Here is a 17,256-nt window from a genome sequence, read left to right as displayed (position 1 = left end):
AGCAGAACAAGAAGTGTCAATGGGTTCGCTTTGGCTGGTTGTCCCCCAATCAAAGCGCGACGTATTATAACACTTTTAAGCTTGGAAAACGTTGTAATTCAGAATGTGGCTTTTGCGATTTATCAGGCCAGATTAAAAGTGAATTCAAAAACAGTTCAGATTTCTTAAAATATCTGATAGAATCATTGAATAATCAAGTAATTACGACAGAATGAATCAGTCTAAAATCGCAGCTTTAACCGCACTTTCAAGGCAAAAGATTGAGCCAGCTTGTGAAATGTACATAGCGCACATGGAAGCTTGTTGGCAACAGTCATTGACCGAAGCGCTGCGCCAAAGAAAAGCTGAAGATTTAGATTATGAACTGAAACGAAAACACCAAATTTTGATTGATGCCTTTCATGATGTGGCGGTTAAAATTTTCGAACAAACTTTACATCTGGAGAATAGAGAAGAAAAGTCTGTGCGCGGTGCGTCTGTTTTTTCTTCTGTTGGATTTGACCACATTGAATTGGCAATGGCCGTGTCACAGTTGGAAGCTGTGTTGAAAATCCGCTTCAATCAAGCTTTTTCCTTATTGGAGAAAAGGAACAAAGCGCTGTTTTATTTCGGAAAAATTGACATTCAGTCTATGCCGTTTGGTTTGGCTAACATCACCCAAATGTTAAAAGAAGTGTTTTTGGCAGTCGAACTGAATCAAGAGAATCAACTGAAATTGATGCATGCGTTCAGTCAAATATTGTCAAACTCTGTGGCCGACCTGTACCAAAAGATCAATCAAGTTTATGCCGATGCGGGAATTTTACCTAATTTGGAATCTATGCAACAACACGCAAAACGTCAGCGAGTTGAAATCAGCGCAAAAACAGTTGCTACCGGTTCAAGTGACCTAAATAAAAACTTCAAGTTGTCAGATGACTTGATGTTGGATCTATTTAAAGCCATGGAGGACATTCACGCATATCATGATGCAACAGGACAACGAAACTATGTTTCTGTAGATCAGTTGATACAAGCAATAAACGCTGTCCATCTCCCTAAATCCTTGAGCTTAAACTTCAAAGGTGTGAAGCAACTCAAAGCAAAGGTTTTGGATTACATAGAAAGCCATTTAGATATAGCAGCCCCTGTATTACCCAAGTTGGCATCACAAAGCATGGATGTGTTAGGTATGCTGGCAGAAGGTATTGTGACTGATAAGGACCTTGATGACCGAGTGATAGTTGCTTTGAATGTGTTGGTTAAACCCTTGATGGTTACCGTGATTAAAGAGCCTGAATTTTTCAATGATGGTTTGCATCCAGCCAGGCAGTTTTTAGAGCAATTATTACAAGCTGGTAGTGACTGGTTTGGGTGCAATAACTTGAATGAATTGTTGGTGTTTGGCGGTCTTATCAATGATGGTTATCAAACCAATCCAAGGGTTTTTGAAATTACCAACAATGACTTGTCAGATTGGTTGTCCATTGAGCATGAGCAAGCATTGAAAGGAATACAAAAGCTTCAGGCTGAATCAGCAGGAAAAGACCGTTTACGCGTTACCCGACAAGTGGTGGAGCAATATATAGAGCAATATGTTGCTGCTAATCCAGTTGAATTTGTGCAGCAATTTTATCAACGTGTTTTGGCGGATGCTTTGTCCATGTCGGTGTTGCAGCATGGTAAAGATTCAGATTCTTGGCGTGAATTAAAAATATTAGCCAGAGACGTTCATCAACTGACTTTACCCTCAGAATACAGTCATAAATATGCCAAGAAGCATGGCTTTGATATCACCAAGCGTTCATGTCAACTGATGATGACACTGAATTTTCAGGCTGCTGATATTTTGAATACGGAATCTAATTTTGGTAGCTATATGTCTTGGATGAATGCAGCACAAGACTTCAGTGCGTTTCAAAGCAAACAGTTGTTAGGTTCTTCTGCACAGTCGGCAATTGATGGTGGTCAAGCCTCTCCTTATGTAAACAAAACCTTATCAGCAGTTGAAGAAAAAATTTACCGTCAATTTTTGGCATTGCCAGTGGGTACCATGTTGGACTTTTTATATGAAGAAGACAATGACAGGAGAAAGATATTGTGCTGGCAAAATAGGGATCTTGATAATGTGGTGCTGTCAGATCCAACAGGAGATCGATCTGAAAAGCGGAGTATCAAACAAGTAGTCAGTGAAATGGCGGAAGGTGTGGTGGTTTTGGTTGAGCCAGCTAAAAAAGGTTATTTTGACAGAACCATGAGAATCATTTTAAAAAAAATAAACAATCACAAACAAAAGAAACAGGCTTGATTAATGGAAAATAACGAAACACAAAGAGCAAAGCGGGTTAACCCTAAGGAACGTATTGATGTCATTAACTTTATTGGTGGTGATGTGTTGGCTCAAATTGTGAACATCTCTATCAGTGGGATGATGTTGGCATCTAGACAGAAGTTTTCAGACGATCAAATGTTTCAAACTAAACTGAGTTTGGGTGGTTACGAGCTTTCTGTTGGTTTGGAGTGTGTTTGGGCGGAGACCCAAGAATCTGGAATGACTTATGGTGGATTTATGATCATTGACATATCTGAAGATGACAAAGGTCGATTACAGCATTTTATAGAAACCCAAAGTGAGTAAGCACTGCGCAGTATAATATAAGGGTAACCCCAATATCCTGTTGATAAATGCAGGATTTTTAAAGCGGTTTATGGCAACAAACACATCTGAAGCAGCAAACAAACTGGCACCCAGGCCGAAATAAATGGTCACTTCTGTTTGATTTAAAGTACTCCAAGAAAGGCTGACCATGGTGCCAATCACCAACAAGTAACCCACCACCAACTTCTTATGGATTGGGCGCAACCCCTTCAGCAGCCACTGAGCGAGAACCCATGTAAAAATCACAACAACCACAGCGGAAAATATCAAGGTATTCACGACAATGCCGGATTCGATAAAAGCCAGGGCATAAAGAACATGCGCTAGCATAAAGCTGATTATACCAAAAGTGAATGCCAAGCCTTTACCTTTAATAATTAACCAAGCATCGCCAATCATACAAAACATTAACCCTGTAACGAACCAAGGTGAAGTCTCAAACAGTTTGAGTGAATATGCCAATAAAACAACACTTAAACTGGCAAGGATTTTAAAACTTCCTGCCAGTTTGGGTTGAGCGACAAAACTCAGCCAAAGGCTGGTGGCACAGCATACAAAACAGCTGATTATTAACAGCATTATTTACTGTTGGCCCTCATTTTGTTTTTAGCCGCAATTTTTTCTGCACGTCGTTTTGCAATCGCATCACATGCAGACATGCCAATGTGGTCTTCACCACGGGCTTTGGCTAATTGCATTTGTTTCTCACGCTCAGCAAAATGTGCTCGCTGTTCAGCTGTGGTTTGGTCGTAACAATGGGGACATGAAACGCCTTTCTGGTACTTATCAGATTGTTTCTCTTCTTCGGTGATGGGGTAACGACAGGCGAAACATTGGTCGTACTGGCCTTTTTCCAAGTCGTGATTGACTGCCACGCGGTTATCGAAGACAAAACATTCGCCTTCCCACATGGTATTTTCTTTGGGAACATCTTCTAGATATTTTAATATACCACCTTCTAAATGGTAGACATCTTCGAAGCCTTGCTCTTTCAGGTAAGCTGTTGATTTTTCGCAGCGGATACCGCCAGTACAGAACATCGCGACTTTTTTGTGTTTTTCAGGGTCTAAGTTTTTGGCTACATAATCTGGAAACTCTCTGAATGTTTCTGTGTTTGGGTTAAGTGCATTTTCAAATGATCCGATTTGGTATTCGTAATCATTTCGAGTATCAACCACAACCACATCAGGGTCTGAGATTAAATCATTCCAATCTTTGGGCTTAACATAGGTGCCAACTACATGTCTTGGATCAATGCCCTCTACACCCATGGTGACGATTTCTTTTTTCAGTTTCACCTTGGAGCGGTAAAAGGGCAGGGTGTCCGTGAATGACTCTTTGCTTCTGATGTCTTGAAGCCTGTGGTCTGTTTTGAGGTGATTGAATACTGCTTGGATGCCTTCAGTGGTACCAGCAATGGTACCATTGATGCCTTCATTGGCTAAAAGCAAGGTGCCTTTGACCTCATTGGCTATCATGCAATCCAACAAAGGTTGTTTTAACGTTTCAAAATTTTCTAGCCGCACAAAATGATAAAGTGCTGAGACTTGGTATTGGTTTTTCATAGCTACTCCGCTGACCCGAACGTAAATCGGGCGCAATTAATTCAGCGTTATTTTAGTCAGAAAATTAAAAATACCAAGGATATGTGGCTGTTTTTCTTACTTATCAGGGGATTTATGTTGATTTGTGGCATTGGTTAAAGCCGAGAAAGAACTGATTAACTAATTTTGTGCCGTGTGATTCGATGTCTATCAAGCCTGAACCATTGAGGTATTCAAATAAAATGCCCTTTAAAAAGCAATGCAAAGTCAATGTCAAAACTTCAGGGTCAGCCTCTGGGTTCAAGTGACCAACAGCCTGCGCCCTTTCAAAGTATTTGATAAACAATTTGAGGCTGTTAAGTTTTCGGTCTTGGTGTGGTTTTTTAAATTGTTCCAAGTTACCTGAATAGTCACACTCAAAAAACAGCTTCATGATGCGAGTTTTGGTTTGGTTGTCTTTAAGGTTGTGTAACAGTTTGATGCATAGCATTTTCAATTGGCTGATGGGTTCGGCGGCCTCTTGTTCTAAATCTTCCAGAATGATTTGGATAAACGGTTCATGCAATAGGGTGTGGAGGGCGTCAAAAATTTCAGGTTTGTTGTTAAAGTGCCAGTAAACAGCGCCACGTGTTACTGCCGCTTGTTTGGCAATTTGGTCCAAAGAGGTGTTGAAATAACCGTGTTCAGAAAAGCAATCCAAAGCGGCAGCCAGGATTTTGTCTTTGGTTTTTTGTGCTTCTTCTTTGGTTTTTTTCATGGCGGGCAGTTTAACATAATTGTTTAGGATTGACAACATACATACGTGTATGTATAATGCAAAACCCTAGAACCCATAACGTTTGCTTCACACGCAAAGCGGTAAGTTATGTTGAATTTGCAATGAGTTCAACCGAAAAAAATAAAAGACAATAAACAGAGTTTAAGTATGAAAAATAAAGTAATAACAGTGGCCATGCTGATGTTGGTCAGTGCGGGTGTTTGGTATTATCAAAGTGGTCAGGACGATGCGGCATCAGTCACACAACAGATGGCAAGTCCTATGAAAGTAAGCGTGACTGCGCATGTTGTTCAAACAGAGTTAGTTGATGTGAAAATGAGTTTTCCTGGCAGAACGGTGGCATTTCAGCAGTCTCAAGTGAGGCCTCAAGTAACAGGGATCATCACAAAAAGGATGTTTAAAGAGGGTGCTTTGGTAGTTAAAGGCCAGCAACTGTATCAATTAGATGATGCCAGATATGAAGCCAATCTAAAAAGTGCGCAAGCCAATCTGCAGAGTGCCAAAGCCAGTTTTAAATCTATCCAAGCCAGATTAAACAGAGTTAAATCATTGGTCGGCAGCCAGGCCGTAAGCCAACAAGACTTAGAGGATGTAGAAGCCCAGTTTGATCAAGCCAAAGCGGCTATTGCGGTTGCCGAAGCGGCGGTATCTTTGGAAAAAATCAATCTTGATTATACGCGAGTTTATGCGCCAATTTCTGGGCGTATTGGGAAATCAAATGTCACGGTTGGCGCTTTGGTAACAGCAAGTCAGTCAGCGGTATTGACTACCATCACACAGCTCAACCCGATTTATGTTGACATGCAAGTATCTGGTGATGACCTACAGCCTATTCAAAAACATATCAATTCAAATGAACAGGTTTCAGTTCAATTGAAAGGGTATGACACTGAACATGGTGAATTGATATTTTCAGCGGTTACAGTTGATGAAAATACAGGTTCAGTAGCCCTCAGAGCAAAACTGAACAATCAAAGTGGTCATTTGTTACCTGGTTTGTTTGTCAATGCTGAGGTTTCTTTGGGGATGCAAAATCACATTTTGGTGCCACAAAGGGCGACAACTCGAAATCCTAATGGGGATTTACAGGTTTGGGTAATCAGTCCAGACAATACAGTCAATTCCAGAATAATCAAAGCCGATCAAGCTCATAATGACCATTGGATAGTCACTCAAGGCCTCGAAGCTGGGGAACGGGTTGTGATTGAAGGGTATCAGCGATTGACACCTGGAGCAGAGGTGGATTTCAAAAAGTGGGTACAGCCTGGTAAAGCTAATCTTTTGAAAACAGGGGAATAACGCATGGCAAAGTTTTTTATAGACAGGCCGGTTTTTGCATGGGTAATAGCTATTATCATCATGTTAGCAGGTGTATTGGCACTCAGAACATTGCCGGTAGAGCAGTACCCTAAAATTGCACCACCTGCTGTATCTATTACTGCTGCCTACCCAGGTGCTTCTGCTAAAACAGTTGAAAATGCAGTGACTCAAGTGATTGAACAGCGGTTGACAGGTATTGATCAATTGCGTTATTACAATTCAAGCAGTCAAGATGGTTCAATGACCATCAATATCACATTTGAACCTGGTGTGGATCCAGACATAGCACAGGTGCAAACACAAAATAAAGTGCAAGGAGCGGTCAGTCTATTGCCACAAGAAGTACAAGCGCAAGGCGTAACAGTGACCAAGTCTAACAATACATTTTTATTGGTTGTGGGTATTTACAGTGAAGATGGCAGTGTTTCCCAAGGAGATTTGGGTGATTTGCTGGCATCTAATTTCAGAGACCCTTTGTCCCGTATCAATGGTATTGGTAGTGTAACTGTCTTTGGTTCACAGCACGCGATGCGTATTTGGTTGGATCCGGCCAAATTATTCAGTTACAACATGACGCCAGTTGATGTGCAAAATGCAATCAGACAACAAAATACTGATATTTCTGCGGGTCAACTTGGTGCATTACCAGCAATAGAAGGTCAGCAAATCAATGCCACGGTGACGGCACAATCAAGGTTACAAACTGTTGAAGATTTTCAAAAAATTATTTTGCGCGTGGAATCAGGTGGTGGGCAGGTACGTTTGAGTGATGTGGCCAGGGTCGAATTAGGTTCAGAATCCTATGGCACCATTGCCCGTTACAAAAGACAGCCAGCAACAGGTTTAGCAGTTTCATTGGCCACAGGAGCCAACGCACTCGATACTGCCAATGCGGTAAAAGCAAAAGTGGAAGAACTGTCTAAATTTTTACCTAGCAATGTTAAAGTTATATACCCTTTTGACAGCACGCCATTTATTGAGTTGTCTATCAATTCAGTGGTCATGACCTTGATCGAAGCGGTGGTTCTGGTGTTCTTTGTGATGTTGCTGTTCTTGCAAAATTTTCGTGCCACATTGATTCCAACCATTGCTGTTCCTGTGGTGCTGTTGGGTACTTTTGCGATATTGTCAGCCTTTGGCTTTTCGATCAACGTATTGACCATGTTTGCTATGGTGTTGGCTATTGGTCTGTTAGTCGATGATGCCATTGTGGTGGTGGAAAATGTCGAGCGTGTGATGAGCGAAGAAGGCTTGTCACCTAAAGAGGCAACCAAGAAGTCAATGGAACAAATTACAGGTGCTTTGATTGGTATTGCAGTGGTGTTGTCAGCAGTGTTTATACCGATGGCGTTTTTTGCAGGCTCGGCAGGTTCAATTTATCGTCAGTTTTCGATCACCATCGTTTCTGCCATGTTTTTATCTGTGGTTGTTGCTTTGGTTTTATCGCCTTCTTTGTGTGCCACATTTTTGAAGCACAACAAAGACGAGAGTAGAAGAAAAAATACCGGGTTCTTTGGTTGGTTTAACCGCAATTTCAACGCTTTGCGTTCAGGCTATGAAAAGGTTACGTCCTATATGGCCAGACGCATCATGCGATTTTTTGTTTTGTATGGTTTGTTATTGGCAATAGTGGCTTATGTTTTTCTCAGCTTACCCAAATCATTTTTGCCTGATGAAGATCAGGGAACGATGTTTGTCATGGTTAATGCGCCCGCTGGTGCCACGGCAGAAAGGACATTAGAGTCTGTAAAGCAAGTGGAAGATTATATGTTGGATCAGCAAGGTGACAATGTAGAGCATTTGTTTACCATTGTTGGTTTCAGTTTCAGTGGTGCCGCACAAAATGCAGCGCTGGGTTTTGTTCGCATGAAAGACTGGGAGTTGCGCCCTGAAGCTCACCAAAGTGTGTTTTCGATTGCAGGTCAAGCATATGGCGCCTTTACTCAGATCAAAGACGCCAGTGCATTCGCATTCTTTCCGCCGCCAATACAAGAACTGGGAAATGCTTCGGGTTTTGATTTTCAGTTGGTTGATAAGGCGGGTCTGGGACATGAAGCGTTGATGAATGCCAGGAACCAATTGTTAGGTGCAGCATCACAGAGTCCGCATTTAGTGGGTGTCAGGCCAAATGGTTTGAATGATGTGCCACAATTCAAAATCAATATAGATAATGAAAAAGCGGCGGCTATGGGTCTGAGTTTGGATGACATTAACAGCACCCTACAAATTGCTTGGGGATCTCGCTATGTCAATGATTTTTTAGACAATGGAAAAATCAAAAAAGTGTTTTTACAGTCAGATGCACCTCACAGGATGAACCCTGAAGACTTGTCTCAGTGGTATGTTAAAAACAAGTTTGGTGAGATGGTGGCATTCAACCGATTTGCCGATACTGAGTGGGTGTATGGCTCGCCCAAACTGGAACGGTTTAATGGTGAGTCGTCTGTCAATGTACAAGGTTCTGCGGCTCCTGGTGTCAGTACTGGTGAAGCCATGGATGCGATTCAAAAGATTGTTAATCAATTACCCAAAGGAATAGAACTGGCCTGGTCTGGTTTGTCTTATGAAGAACAACAAAGTGGCTCGCAAGCACCGGCACTGTATGCACTGTCGGTATTGATTGTTTTCCTTAGTTTGGCTGCTTTGTATGAAAGTTGGGCGGTGCCGTTTGCTGTGATTCTGGCAGTGCCTTTGGGTATTTTGGGTGCAGTGGTTGCCAGTCGATGGTTTGGAATGGCCAATGATGTGTATTTCCAAGTGGCCTTGTTAACCACTGTAGGCTTGGCTTCAAAGAATGCGATTTTGATTGTTGAATTTGCCAAAGAGTTAAAAGACCAGGGCATGGACTTACTGGAAGCAGTTTCAGTTTCTGCCAAACAACGTTTCAGGCCAATTGTGATGACGTCATTGGCATTTATTCTTGGTGTCACACCTTTGGCATTATCGGATGGGGCTGGTGCGGCCAGTCAAAACGCGATTGGTATCGCGGTGATGGGTGGCATGATTGCATCAACCGTCTTGGCTATCCTGTTTGTGCCGATGTTTTATGTGATGGTGCAAAAAGTGTTCAGAAGACAAAAAGATTAATTACCCACGATAATTGACCTTTTTGACGCCCACTCTGGAAACAGATGTGGGCGTTTTTTTATTATCGACTTTATTTGCCAGTGAAATTGGCTTTGCGTTTCTCTAAGAAAGCACTGGTGCCTTCGTTCTTGTCTTCTGAGGCACAACAAATACCGAAGGCTTTGACTTCGTAATCTAAAGCTTCGTTCAGGCTGCACTCTAAACCTCGGTTGATTGAATCAATCGCCATAGACATGGCCACAGGTGCAGATTGTGCTAACTGGTTAGCCATTTTGTTGACTGTTGCCATCAGTTCACCTTGTGGAACCACCAAGTTAACCAAGCCAATGTGTTCGGCTTTGTCGGCAGAAACCATGTCGCCCAATAAGTTCATTTCCATAGAGCGGCCTTTACCTACCAAGCGTGTTAAGCGTTGTGTACCACCAAACCCAGGAATAACACCCAATTTAATTTCAGGTTGTCCAAATTTGGCATTATCAGATGCCACACGCAAATGACAAGCCATGGCCAACTCACAACCGCCGCCCAAGGCGAAGCCATTAACTGCAGCAATGACGGGTTTACCACAGTTTTCGATTTCATCAAAAACCGATTGACCAAATTGAGCAAACTTCATACCTGTCATGGCATCAGTTGTTGCCAACTCTGAAATGTCAGCACCGGCGACAAAGGCTTTGTCACCACTTCCAGTGATCACAATGGCTGCAACTTCGCTGTTGTCTTTGGCATCACTGATGATGTTGGATAACTCAGCCAATGTGGCTTGGTTTAATGCATTTAATTTGTCTGGACGGTTAATGGTGACTGTCATTACATTGTTGTTCAGCGCTGATAGGACATTGCTCATGCTTTGTGCTCCATTTAATGATTTATTAATAAAACAGGCATTATATCACCCTCATTGAACTTTATAGCAGCTTGGTTGTCTTGTTTATCGTAGTTTTGTGGCTTACAATACGCCGCTTAAATTTTTTGAAATGAGGTTTGGAATGAAAAAATTATTAACCTTGGCATTGGTTGGTACAGCAATGATTGCTGGAGCTCAAGCGCCAAAACAAGAATTACCCAAAAGTGCAGACATCACATTTGATAAAAATGCAGCCAGTTATGCAGTAGGTTACCGCATGGGCTTACAATTAGCAGGTCGCAAAGGCAGTGATTTTTCTATTGATGTTGACCAAGCCCTTAAAGGCATGAAAGATGCAGCGTCAGAAAAAGAACCCGCGGTATCTAAAGAATTGATGACCACCGAATTTACAAAATACCAGCAAAAGCTTCAGTTATTTCAAGCAGAGCAGTACCAATCATTGGCCGCAGAGAACCAAAAGCGTTCAGATGACTTTTTAGCGCAAAACCGCAAAAAAACTGGTATCAAAGAATTGGCATCAGGCGTTCAATACAGAGTGATTGAAGCTGGCAGTGGTAAAAATGCTTCTGTGAACGATACAGTTTCTTTGCATTACCGTGGTTCGCTGATTGGCTCTGAAAACTTTGACAACATGAGAGAGTTCGACAGCACGTACACCCGTGGAGAGCCTTTAGACATGGACATGACCAAAGTGGGATTGAAAGGTTGGAGAGAAATCATTCCAATGATGAAAGCCGGTGATAAGTGGCAGGTTTTCCTTCCACCTGAAATGGCTTACGGCGTTCAAGGTGTTCCAAATGGTCCTATCGGCCCGAATGAAGTCTTGGTGTTTGATGTACATTTGTTGGCAGTAAAATAAACAGATTGCATAAGAAACATGGAGAAAGGCAAGTTTCCTACTTGCCTTTTTTCGTTTCTGAACCAGTCGCTAATGATTAAGTTATGCAACAATTTATCAAGCAGATTACAGCAGGATTAAACCAAAATAGGTTACCTGAATCGGTTTGGTCTGGTGTGGCGGAAGTTGATAAACGTGCTGCAGCGGTGTTGTTTCCTTTTTATTGGAAAGGCGGCGAACCCTGGGTATTATTGACACAAAGAAACAAAGATTTAAGGCACCATTCTGGTCAAGTCAGTTTTCCTGGCGGGGCTTTTGAAACCAATGATTTGCATGTCAGAAACACGGCCTTGCGAGAAACGGAAGAAGAAATTGGTGTACCCGCCAGTGACATCAAACTGTTGGGTCACTTGGACAGTTTGCCGTCCATCAGTGGCTTTGAAGTGACACCATTTGTCGGTGTTTTGGCAGATGGGTTTGAAATTTTTAAGGATGAAAATGAAGTGCATAAAGTGTTTGGTGTGCCCTTTGCTTTTTTTCAAGACAAGGCCAACAGGCAAAAGCAGTATGCAAAAACGCCATTCGGCAGAACGCATTACTATATTTATCAGTACAATGATGACGTGATTTGGGGTTTAACGGCTCAAATCATAGTAAAATTAGTCAAAAGATTAGAAGAAAGACATGAGCGGTAAAGTATTTATAAGAACACATGGTTGTCAGATGAACGAATATGACTCTGACAAGATGCAAGACGTGTTACTGAAGTCACACGGTTTAGAAATCACAGATGTTGAAGAAGATGCGGATGTGATTCTCATCAACACCTGCTCGATTCGTGAGAAGGCACAGGAAAAAGTGTTTTCACAATTGGGTCGTTGGCGCAAGTTGAAAGAAAAGAACCCTAATGTGGTCATTGGTGTGGGTGGTTGTGTGGCTTCACAAGAAGGTGAAGACATCATCAAACGTGCACCTTATGTAGATTTGGTTTTTGGACCACAAACGATTCACCGTTTACCGACACTATTGAAAGACCGTGAAGAGCAAGCCAAACCGCAAGTAGATATCTCGTTCCCTGAAATTGAAAAATTCGACAATTTGCCAAAGCCACGTAAAGAAGGTCCCTCGGCATTTGTATCAATCATGGAAGGTTGCAGCAAATACTGTACATTCTGTGTGGTGCCTTATACCCGTGGTGAAGAGGTTTCTCGTCCATTAGATGGCGTGCTGGCTGAAATCATGGATTTGGCAGAACAAGGTGTTAAAGAAGTTAACTTATTGGGCCAAAATGTGAACGCTTACCGAGGCGTAACCCATGATGGTGATGTGGTTGATTTGGCTTTGTTGATACATTATGTGGCGGCGATTGAAGGTATTGAACGCATCCGCTTTACCACTTCACATCCTGTTGAATTCACCGATGCTTTGGTTGAAGCCTACCGCGACGTTCCTGAATTGGCTAACTATTTACATTTACCTGTTCAGAGTGGATCAGACCGAGTTTTGTCTATGATGAAACGTGGCCATACGGCTTTGGAATACAAACAAACCATCCGCAAATTGCGTGAAGTAAGGCCTGAAATCAGTTTGTCTTCTGACTTCATTATTGGTTTCCCGGGTGAAAGTAAAAAAGATTTTGAAGACACCATGAAGTTGATTACAGAAATTGGCTTTGACCAAAGTTTCAGTTTCATCTATTCAGCCAGACCCGGCACACCCGCTTCTTCAATGCCAGACTTAACGCCGATGGAAGAGAAAAAAGAACGGTTACAGTTCTTGCAAAAAACCATCAATGAAAAAGCAGCTGAAATCAGCCAGTCAATGTTGGGTTCAACACAAAAAGTATTGGTTGAGGGCACTTCTAAGTGGTCAGAAGAAGAATTATCTGGTAAAACAGAAAATAATCGCGTGGTGAACTTCCAAGGTCCCAAGCGTTTGATCGGTCAAATGGTCGATGTGACCATTACCGAAGCTTTAAGAAACTCTTTGAGAGGACGTGTAGCAGTTAATGACTGAAAACAATCAAGCCGTCAGAAACATCAAGCTTTCTGACTTGAATAATGGCAAGCTGGCTAACCTTTATGGTCAGCAAGATGCCCACCTCAAACAATTGGCAGAACACACGGGTGCAGACATTCGCGCCCGTGGCAACCAATTCCAAATCACCGGATCTGACGCTGTTGTCAAACAAGCTGAAGCGATGCTCAGGCTGTTGGTCAAAGAGGCCAAAAAAGAGGCATTGAATCCAGAAATTGTCCATGTGATATTAGCCGGCAATGCCACCAAACCTGATTACATCCCACAAGATGTGTCAATCCAAACCAAAGCGGGTGTGATTTCAGGTCGTTCTGATAACCAAAAAGAATACCTGCATAACATCGTCACCCATGACATTAATTTTGGTATAGGGCCAGCTGGAACGGGTAAAACCTATTTGGCTGTGGCTTGTGCAGTTGATGCCTTCAATCACGATCGAGTCAGAAGGTTGGTTTTGGTGAGACCAGCGGTAGAAGCTGGTGAACGACTGGGTTTTTTACCAGGTGATTTGAGCGATAAGGTTGATCCCTATTTGCGTCCTTTGTATGATGCTTTGTATGACATGTTAGGTCACAACAAAGTCGAGAAAATGCTTGAGAAGAACGAAATTGAAGTGGCACCATTGGCTTTCATGCGTGGTCGTACTTTGAATGATGCATTTGTTATCTTGGATGAAGCGCAGAATACCACCGTTGAACAAATGAAAATGTTTTTGACGCGTACAGGCTTTAACACCACTGTTGTGGTTACCGGTGATGTGACTCAAATTGATTTGCGTCCAGGTGAAACATCAGGCCTTAAACATGCCATGCAAGTGCTTGAAGGCATTAAAGGCATCAGTTTTTCTTGGTTTAAATCCAAAGATGTGGTTCGACACAACTTGGTTCAAAAGATTGTAGATGCCTATGATAAGAAAGGCAAAGCGGCTGACAGAAACGGGTAATCATGTCGTATGCTATAGATGTGATTTTAATGAATGAAGACGACTTGTCATCACCTTCATTTGATGAATTTGCGGCTTTTCTTCAGCCTGTGGCCAATTATTTAGAATTAAACAAAGAAATATGTATCAAAATTGTCAGTGCTGAAGAAAGTCAGTTTTTGAATAACACTTACCGACAAAAAGACAAACCAACCAATGTACTCTCTTTTCCGTCAGAGATTCCGGACTTTGTTGGCTCTCCGCTTTTAGGTGACCTGGCGATCTGTGCTGATGTTGTTCTACAAGAAGCACAAGAACAAAACAAAAGTGTCAAAGACCATTGGGCTCACCTGAGCATACATGGTTGTTTACACCTGTTGGGTTACGATCACATTGAAGATGAAGAAGCTGAGACTATGGAAAGATTGGAAGCGGATTTGTTAGCGGAGTTAAGTATTTCAGACCCGTACTGAAATAAACGATTAATTTGCCTCTACATTTAAGCAATGGGTATGGTTTTTCATGACCTCTTACGTCACAGGTAAAACATGATTGTAAGGTGGCTTTTTTCAGTGTTGGAAATAATAAAAGGCGATTGAATGCTGAGAAAAAGAAAGCTGAATCAACCGACAAAAAATGAGGTTGATTCAGTTGTCGATTGATTCAGTTAAGATTTGATTTCGATTGCAAATTGTTTTGACATGACTTCTGAAATGCCTATTTTGTTGGGCGCTTCAAATCGCCAATTTTGAATGCTTTCAGAAACGTACTTAAGCATGGTTGATGTAACGTCAGGGTCTCTTGAAGTGACCTTGCTGACACTGCCATCTGGTTTGATATAAATAATGACTTCAATGTTGCCTTTGCTGTTCAAGTGACTTGGCATTTCGATAGGCGTGGTATGCACAACTTCCCATTGGTATTTGTCATGCAAAGGGTTGTCTTCTTTAGTAATTAACGTGCGTCTTTGTGATTTAGCGCGCGCATCTAAACGTTGAGGGGGTTGGGTATCTGTTTGATCTAAAACAGGCGCTTCAATCTCTATTTGGTGATCAAATGTGGGTACTTCTAATTGTTCTAATTCAAATTTAGGTTGCTCAGTTTGAACCCTTTCAACAATGGGCGCTTCTATGTCACTTCTTGTCGATGAGTCTACGTTCAGTGCAGGTGCACCGGGTTTTAAGACTTTCTGTCTTTCTGGTAAGCCTTGTGACCAACTGGGTCTTTTTTTATTGGCTTCTTCTGTAGTTTGCTGATCTGTTGGGCTTTGCGCTGAAACAGCACTGCTTAAGACTAAGCTTGTGACTAAAATATACTTCATGGGTATCTGTAATTATAATTTTGGTCACGTATTTTATGGTTAACCACACCACTGTCAATTATTCATTAGTTTTTTTTAATGTTAATCAGGTTTTTTTCATTGGGTTGACTGAATTCCATTCAGTCAACAGTAAAACAGCAGCTTATTAAGCTGTGTTCATATTTGGCAGCCATCATCAGGGCAGGGCAGGTGTTCTATTTGTACAGTGCTGTGCTGGATATCAAATTGTGTGTTAAGTAAATCTTTGATTTGCCTTAAGACATCCGCATCATCAACCACTTCACTGACTTGAACATGCAAAGTTATTAATTGAATTTCATTGGTCAGGCTCCATGCGTGGATGTGATGAACACCAGTCACGGTATCAATGGAATCTATGATGTGTCGTTTGACTTCGTCAGGGTCCCAGTTAGCGGGCGCACCTTCAATTAATATATGTGCTGATTTCTTTACCACCGCCCATCCTGACTTTACAATCAATATAGCCACTAACAGTGAAAGGACGGGGTCTGCCCAGTGCCATCCCATGAACATAATCAGTAAGGCCGCAACAATGGCAGCGACTGAGCCCAGTAAGTCTCCAAGCACATGAATCATCGCGCCCTTGAGGTTGAGGTTCTCATGATCTCCGCCACTCAATATTTTAAAAACGACCAAGTTGATCACCAAGCCCAATATGGCAATCACTATCATGGGCGTTGCCATGACAGATACGGGCGCATAAAAACGCTGTACAGCTTCAATGACAATCCAAACAGCAATCAAAACTAAACTCAAGCCATTAACAAATGCCGCCAAAATTTGAAAACGGTGCCAACCAAAACTGCGTTCATCATCAGCCGCTTTGTCACTGAACTTAAAGGCCAGCCAAGACAGCAATAGCGCCAATCCATCACTGAACATGTGACCGGCATCTGCCAATAGCGCCAAAGAGCCAGACCAAAGACCACCGATGATTTCGGCAAACATAAAACCAAAAGTAAGTATCATCGCGATAAAAACTCGTTGTTTATTGTCTTCATTAACGGTCACGCTGTGGTCATGTCCTTGACCGTGTTCATGCCCATGGCTGTGGTGTGAGTGTTCACAGTCATGATGCGCTTTAGGATTGTTTTCTTCGGCTTGAGACATGTTTATTTGTGTTTACCTTTGGTCCAATCATCTTTAGCAAAGTATTTGGTACCAGCAGCTTCTGCACCGGGCTCAAGCGATGTGGCCATAGAATCATTCCAGCGGTTTAAATAACCAAATAAAGCAATCACGGCGAGTATTTCAACCACTTCACCATCATCCCAATACTTTTTCAGTTCGGCTTCTATGGTGTTGTCAACAGCATTGGGCACAGATGATGCAGCTAAGGCAAATTCAAACATTGCTTTTTCTGCATTGGAAAATAAATCTGAAGTCCTGAACTCCCAAATTTTATCTAATCTTTCCTCTGAACCGCCATAACGCTCAGCGGCCAAAATGGTATGTGCTTGGCAATATTTACAGCCAGTTTGGGCGCTGGTTAAATAACCAACCAAGCGTTTCTGTTCGGCTGTTACTCTGCCTTCATTGGCCATAACGGCCATATTCAAATTAACGAAAGCTTCAGCGATGGCAGGGCGTCGCTGCATGGTCAAGACGCTGTTAGGACAGAAGCCCAAGGTTTCATTGAAAAATTTAACCAGTTTTTCTACTTCTGGGTTGGCGAATTGGTCAAGTGGTGAAATCAGCGGCATAATTTTCTCTAATAAAAGTTCTAAATTGTAACAAAATTTCATTCAATTTAAGGGGTGAATTTTTCCGTCTGTAAACTTGTGTTAACTTTCTGGTAAATAAGACCAGTTTTGAGTTGGCCTGTATCAATTGTGTGCTTTTTAAAATATACTTTTCGGTTGGGGTTTTAGTTTTTTAGTTT

16 protein-coding genes are annotated in these 17,256 nt (G+C 42.0%); 9 read left to right on the top strand and 7 right to left on the bottom strand.

Annotated elements, in window-relative coordinates:
• The first annotated feature begins 211 nt into the window (after positions 1-211).
• Together FET73_RS09610 and FET73_RS09605 are read left to right on the top strand one after the other, a co-directional pair.
• Positions 212-2,287 (top strand): DUF1631 family protein, encoded by a 2,076-nt coding sequence (locus FET73_RS09610; protein WP_154223727.1) that lies wholly within the window; start codon positions 212-214, stop codon positions 2,285-2,287.
• A gap of 3 nt (positions 2,288-2,290) precedes the next feature.
• A complete protein-coding gene (locus FET73_RS09605; protein WP_154223726.1) occupies positions 2,291-2,617 on the top strand; it encodes a PilZ domain-containing protein in 327 nt (108 codons plus the stop codon).
• Here FET73_RS09605 and FET73_RS09600 read toward each other — a convergent pair.
• The 3 genes from FET73_RS09600 to FET73_RS09590 form a co-directional block, all read right to left on the bottom strand.
• Entirely contained in the window at positions 2,585-3,217 is a 633-nt protein-coding gene (locus FET73_RS09600; RefSeq protein WP_154223725.1) for a lysoplasmalogenase, read from the bottom strand. The two genes, FET73_RS09605 and FET73_RS09600, sit on opposite strands and share 33 nt — an antisense overlap.
• Complete coding sequence (trhO, locus tag FET73_RS09595; protein WP_154223724.1) at positions 3,217-4,203, bottom strand: oxygen-dependent tRNA uridine(34) hydroxylase TrhO; 987 nt, start codon at positions 4,201-4,203, stop codon at positions 3,217-3,219. Before trhO ends, FET73_RS09600 begins: the two co-directional genes overlap by 1 nt.
• A 112-nt stretch (positions 4,204-4,315) precedes the next feature.
• Positions 4,316-4,939 carry a TetR/AcrR family transcriptional regulator gene (locus tag FET73_RS09590; protein ID WP_179952209.1) on the bottom strand — a complete coding sequence of 208 codons (624 nt, stop codon included), beginning with the start codon at positions 4,937-4,939 and terminating at the stop codon, positions 4,316-4,318.
• Positions 4,940-5,107: 168 nt separating this feature from the next.
• On the opposite strand from FET73_RS09590, the gene FET73_RS09585 reads away from it, so the two are divergent.
• Both FET73_RS09585 and FET73_RS09580 read left to right on the top strand, forming a co-directional pair.
• Entirely contained in the window at positions 5,108-6,259 is a 1,152-nt protein-coding gene (locus FET73_RS09585; protein ID WP_218944307.1) for an efflux RND transporter periplasmic adaptor subunit, read from the top strand.
• 3 nt (positions 6,260-6,262) lie between these two features.
• A complete protein-coding gene (locus FET73_RS09580; RefSeq protein WP_154223722.1) occupies positions 6,263-9,367 on the top strand; it encodes an efflux RND transporter permease subunit in 3,105 nt (1,034 codons plus the stop codon).
• 70 nt (positions 9,368-9,437) lie between these two features.
• Here FET73_RS09580 and FET73_RS09575 read toward each other — a convergent pair whose 3' ends face one another.
• Complete coding sequence (locus FET73_RS09575) at positions 9,438-10,214, bottom strand: enoyl-CoA hydratase/isomerase family protein (protein WP_154223721.1); 777 nt, start codon at positions 10,212-10,214, stop codon at positions 9,438-9,440.
• Positions 10,215-10,356: 142 nt separating this feature from the next.
• Between FET73_RS09575 and FET73_RS09570 the strand changes: the two genes are divergently transcribed.
• The 5 genes from FET73_RS09570 to ybeY all read left to right on the top strand — a co-directional run bounded on the left by FET73_RS09570 (position 10,357) and on the right by ybeY (position 14,505).
• Complete coding sequence (locus FET73_RS09570) at positions 10,357-11,094, top strand: FKBP-type peptidyl-prolyl cis-trans isomerase (RefSeq protein WP_179952208.1); 738 nt, start codon at positions 10,357-10,359, stop codon at positions 11,092-11,094.
• Between the two features lie 83 nt (positions 11,095-11,177).
• Entirely contained in the window at positions 11,178-11,768 is a 591-nt protein-coding gene (locus tag FET73_RS09565) for a CoA pyrophosphatase (protein ID WP_154223719.1), read from the top strand.
• Positions 11,758-13,089 carry a tRNA (N6-isopentenyl adenosine(37)-C2)-methylthiotransferase MiaB gene (gene miaB, locus FET73_RS09560; RefSeq protein ID WP_154223718.1) on the top strand — a complete coding sequence of 444 codons (1,332 nt, stop codon included), beginning with the start codon at positions 11,758-11,760 and terminating at the stop codon, positions 13,087-13,089. The genes FET73_RS09565 and miaB overlap by 11 nt, the downstream gene beginning before the upstream one ends.
• Complete coding sequence (locus FET73_RS09555) at positions 13,082-14,053, top strand: PhoH family protein (RefSeq protein ID WP_154223717.1); 972 nt, start codon at positions 13,082-13,084, stop codon at positions 14,051-14,053. The genes miaB and FET73_RS09555 overlap by 8 nt, the downstream gene beginning before the upstream one ends.
• A 2-nt stretch (positions 14,054-14,055) precedes the next feature.
• On the top strand, positions 14,056-14,505 hold the full coding sequence (gene ybeY / locus FET73_RS09550; protein ID WP_154223716.1) for an rRNA maturation RNase YbeY: 450 nt from the start codon (positions 14,056-14,058) through the stop codon (positions 14,503-14,505).
• 194 nt (positions 14,506-14,699) lie between these two features.
• Here ybeY and FET73_RS09545 read toward each other — a convergent pair whose 3' ends face one another.
• From FET73_RS09545 to FET73_RS09535, 3 genes are all read right to left on the bottom strand, one after another.
• Positions 14,700-15,353, bottom strand: a complete 654-nt coding sequence (locus FET73_RS09545) for a hypothetical protein (RefSeq protein ID WP_154223715.1) — start codon at positions 15,351-15,353, stop codon at positions 14,700-14,702.
• Between the two features lie 156 nt (positions 15,354-15,509).
• On the bottom strand, positions 15,510-16,484 hold the full coding sequence (locus FET73_RS09540) for a cation diffusion facilitator family transporter (protein ID WP_154223714.1): 975 nt from the start codon (positions 16,482-16,484) through the stop codon (positions 15,510-15,512).
• 2 nt (positions 16,485-16,486) lie between these two features.
• Entirely contained in the window at positions 16,487-17,077 is a 591-nt protein-coding gene (locus tag FET73_RS09535; RefSeq protein WP_154223713.1) for a carboxymuconolactone decarboxylase family protein, read from the bottom strand.
• Positions 17,078-17,256 lie beyond the last annotated feature (179 nt).

Origin of the sequence: Marinicella rhabdoformis (genome assembly GCF_009671245.1) — a bacterium.
GTDB classification, from domain to species: domain Bacteria; phylum Pseudomonadota; class Gammaproteobacteria; order Xanthomonadales; family Marinicellaceae; genus Marinicella; species Marinicella rhabdoformis.
This window is presented reverse-complemented; position numbering and strand designations above follow the sequence as displayed.

Coding starts and splice junctions, on each gene's coding strand:
- FET73_RS09610 (WP_154223727.1), top strand. CDS start 212: ATGAATCAGTCTAAAATCGCAGCTTTAACCGCACTTTCAAGGCAAAAG.
- FET73_RS09605 (WP_154223726.1), top strand. CDS start 2,291: ATGGAAAATAACGAAACACAAAGAGCAAAGCGGGTTAACCCTAAGGAA.
- FET73_RS09600 (WP_154223725.1), bottom strand. CDS start 3,217: ATGCTGTTAATAATCAGCTGTTTTGTATGCTGTGCCACCAGCCTTTGG.
- trhO (WP_154223724.1), bottom strand. CDS start 4,203: ATGAAAAACCAATACCAAGTCTCAGCACTTTATCATTTTGTGCGGCTA.
- FET73_RS09590 (WP_179952209.1), bottom strand. CDS start 4,939: ATGAAAAAAACCAAAGAAGAAGCACAAAAAACCAAAGACAAAATCCTG.
- FET73_RS09585 (WP_218944307.1), top strand. CDS start 5,108: ATGAAAAATAAAGTAATAACAGTGGCCATGCTGATGTTGGTCAGTGCG.
- FET73_RS09580 (WP_154223722.1), top strand. CDS start 6,263: ATGGCAAAGTTTTTTATAGACAGGCCGGTTTTTGCATGGGTAATAGCT.
- FET73_RS09575 (WP_154223721.1), bottom strand. CDS start 10,214: ATGAGCAATGTCCTATCAGCGCTGAACAACAATGTAATGACAGTCACC.
- FET73_RS09570 (WP_179952208.1), top strand. CDS start 10,357: ATGAAAAAATTATTAACCTTGGCATTGGTTGGTACAGCAATGATTGCT.
- FET73_RS09565 (WP_154223719.1), top strand. CDS start 11,178: ATGCAACAATTTATCAAGCAGATTACAGCAGGATTAAACCAAAATAGG.
- miaB (WP_154223718.1), top strand. CDS start 11,758: ATGAGCGGTAAAGTATTTATAAGAACACATGGTTGTCAGATGAACGAA.
- FET73_RS09555 (WP_154223717.1), top strand. CDS start 13,082: ATGACTGAAAACAATCAAGCCGTCAGAAACATCAAGCTTTCTGACTTG.
- ybeY (WP_154223716.1), top strand. CDS start 14,056: ATGTCGTATGCTATAGATGTGATTTTAATGAATGAAGACGACTTGTCA.
- FET73_RS09545 (WP_154223715.1), bottom strand. CDS start 15,353: ATGAAGTATATTTTAGTCACAAGCTTAGTCTTAAGCAGTGCTGTTTCA.
- FET73_RS09540 (WP_154223714.1), bottom strand. CDS start 16,484: ATGTCTCAAGCCGAAGAAAACAATCCTAAAGCGCATCATGACTGTGAA.
- FET73_RS09535 (WP_154223713.1), bottom strand. CDS start 17,077: ATGCCGCTGATTTCACCACTTGACCAATTCGCCAACCCAGAAGTAGAA.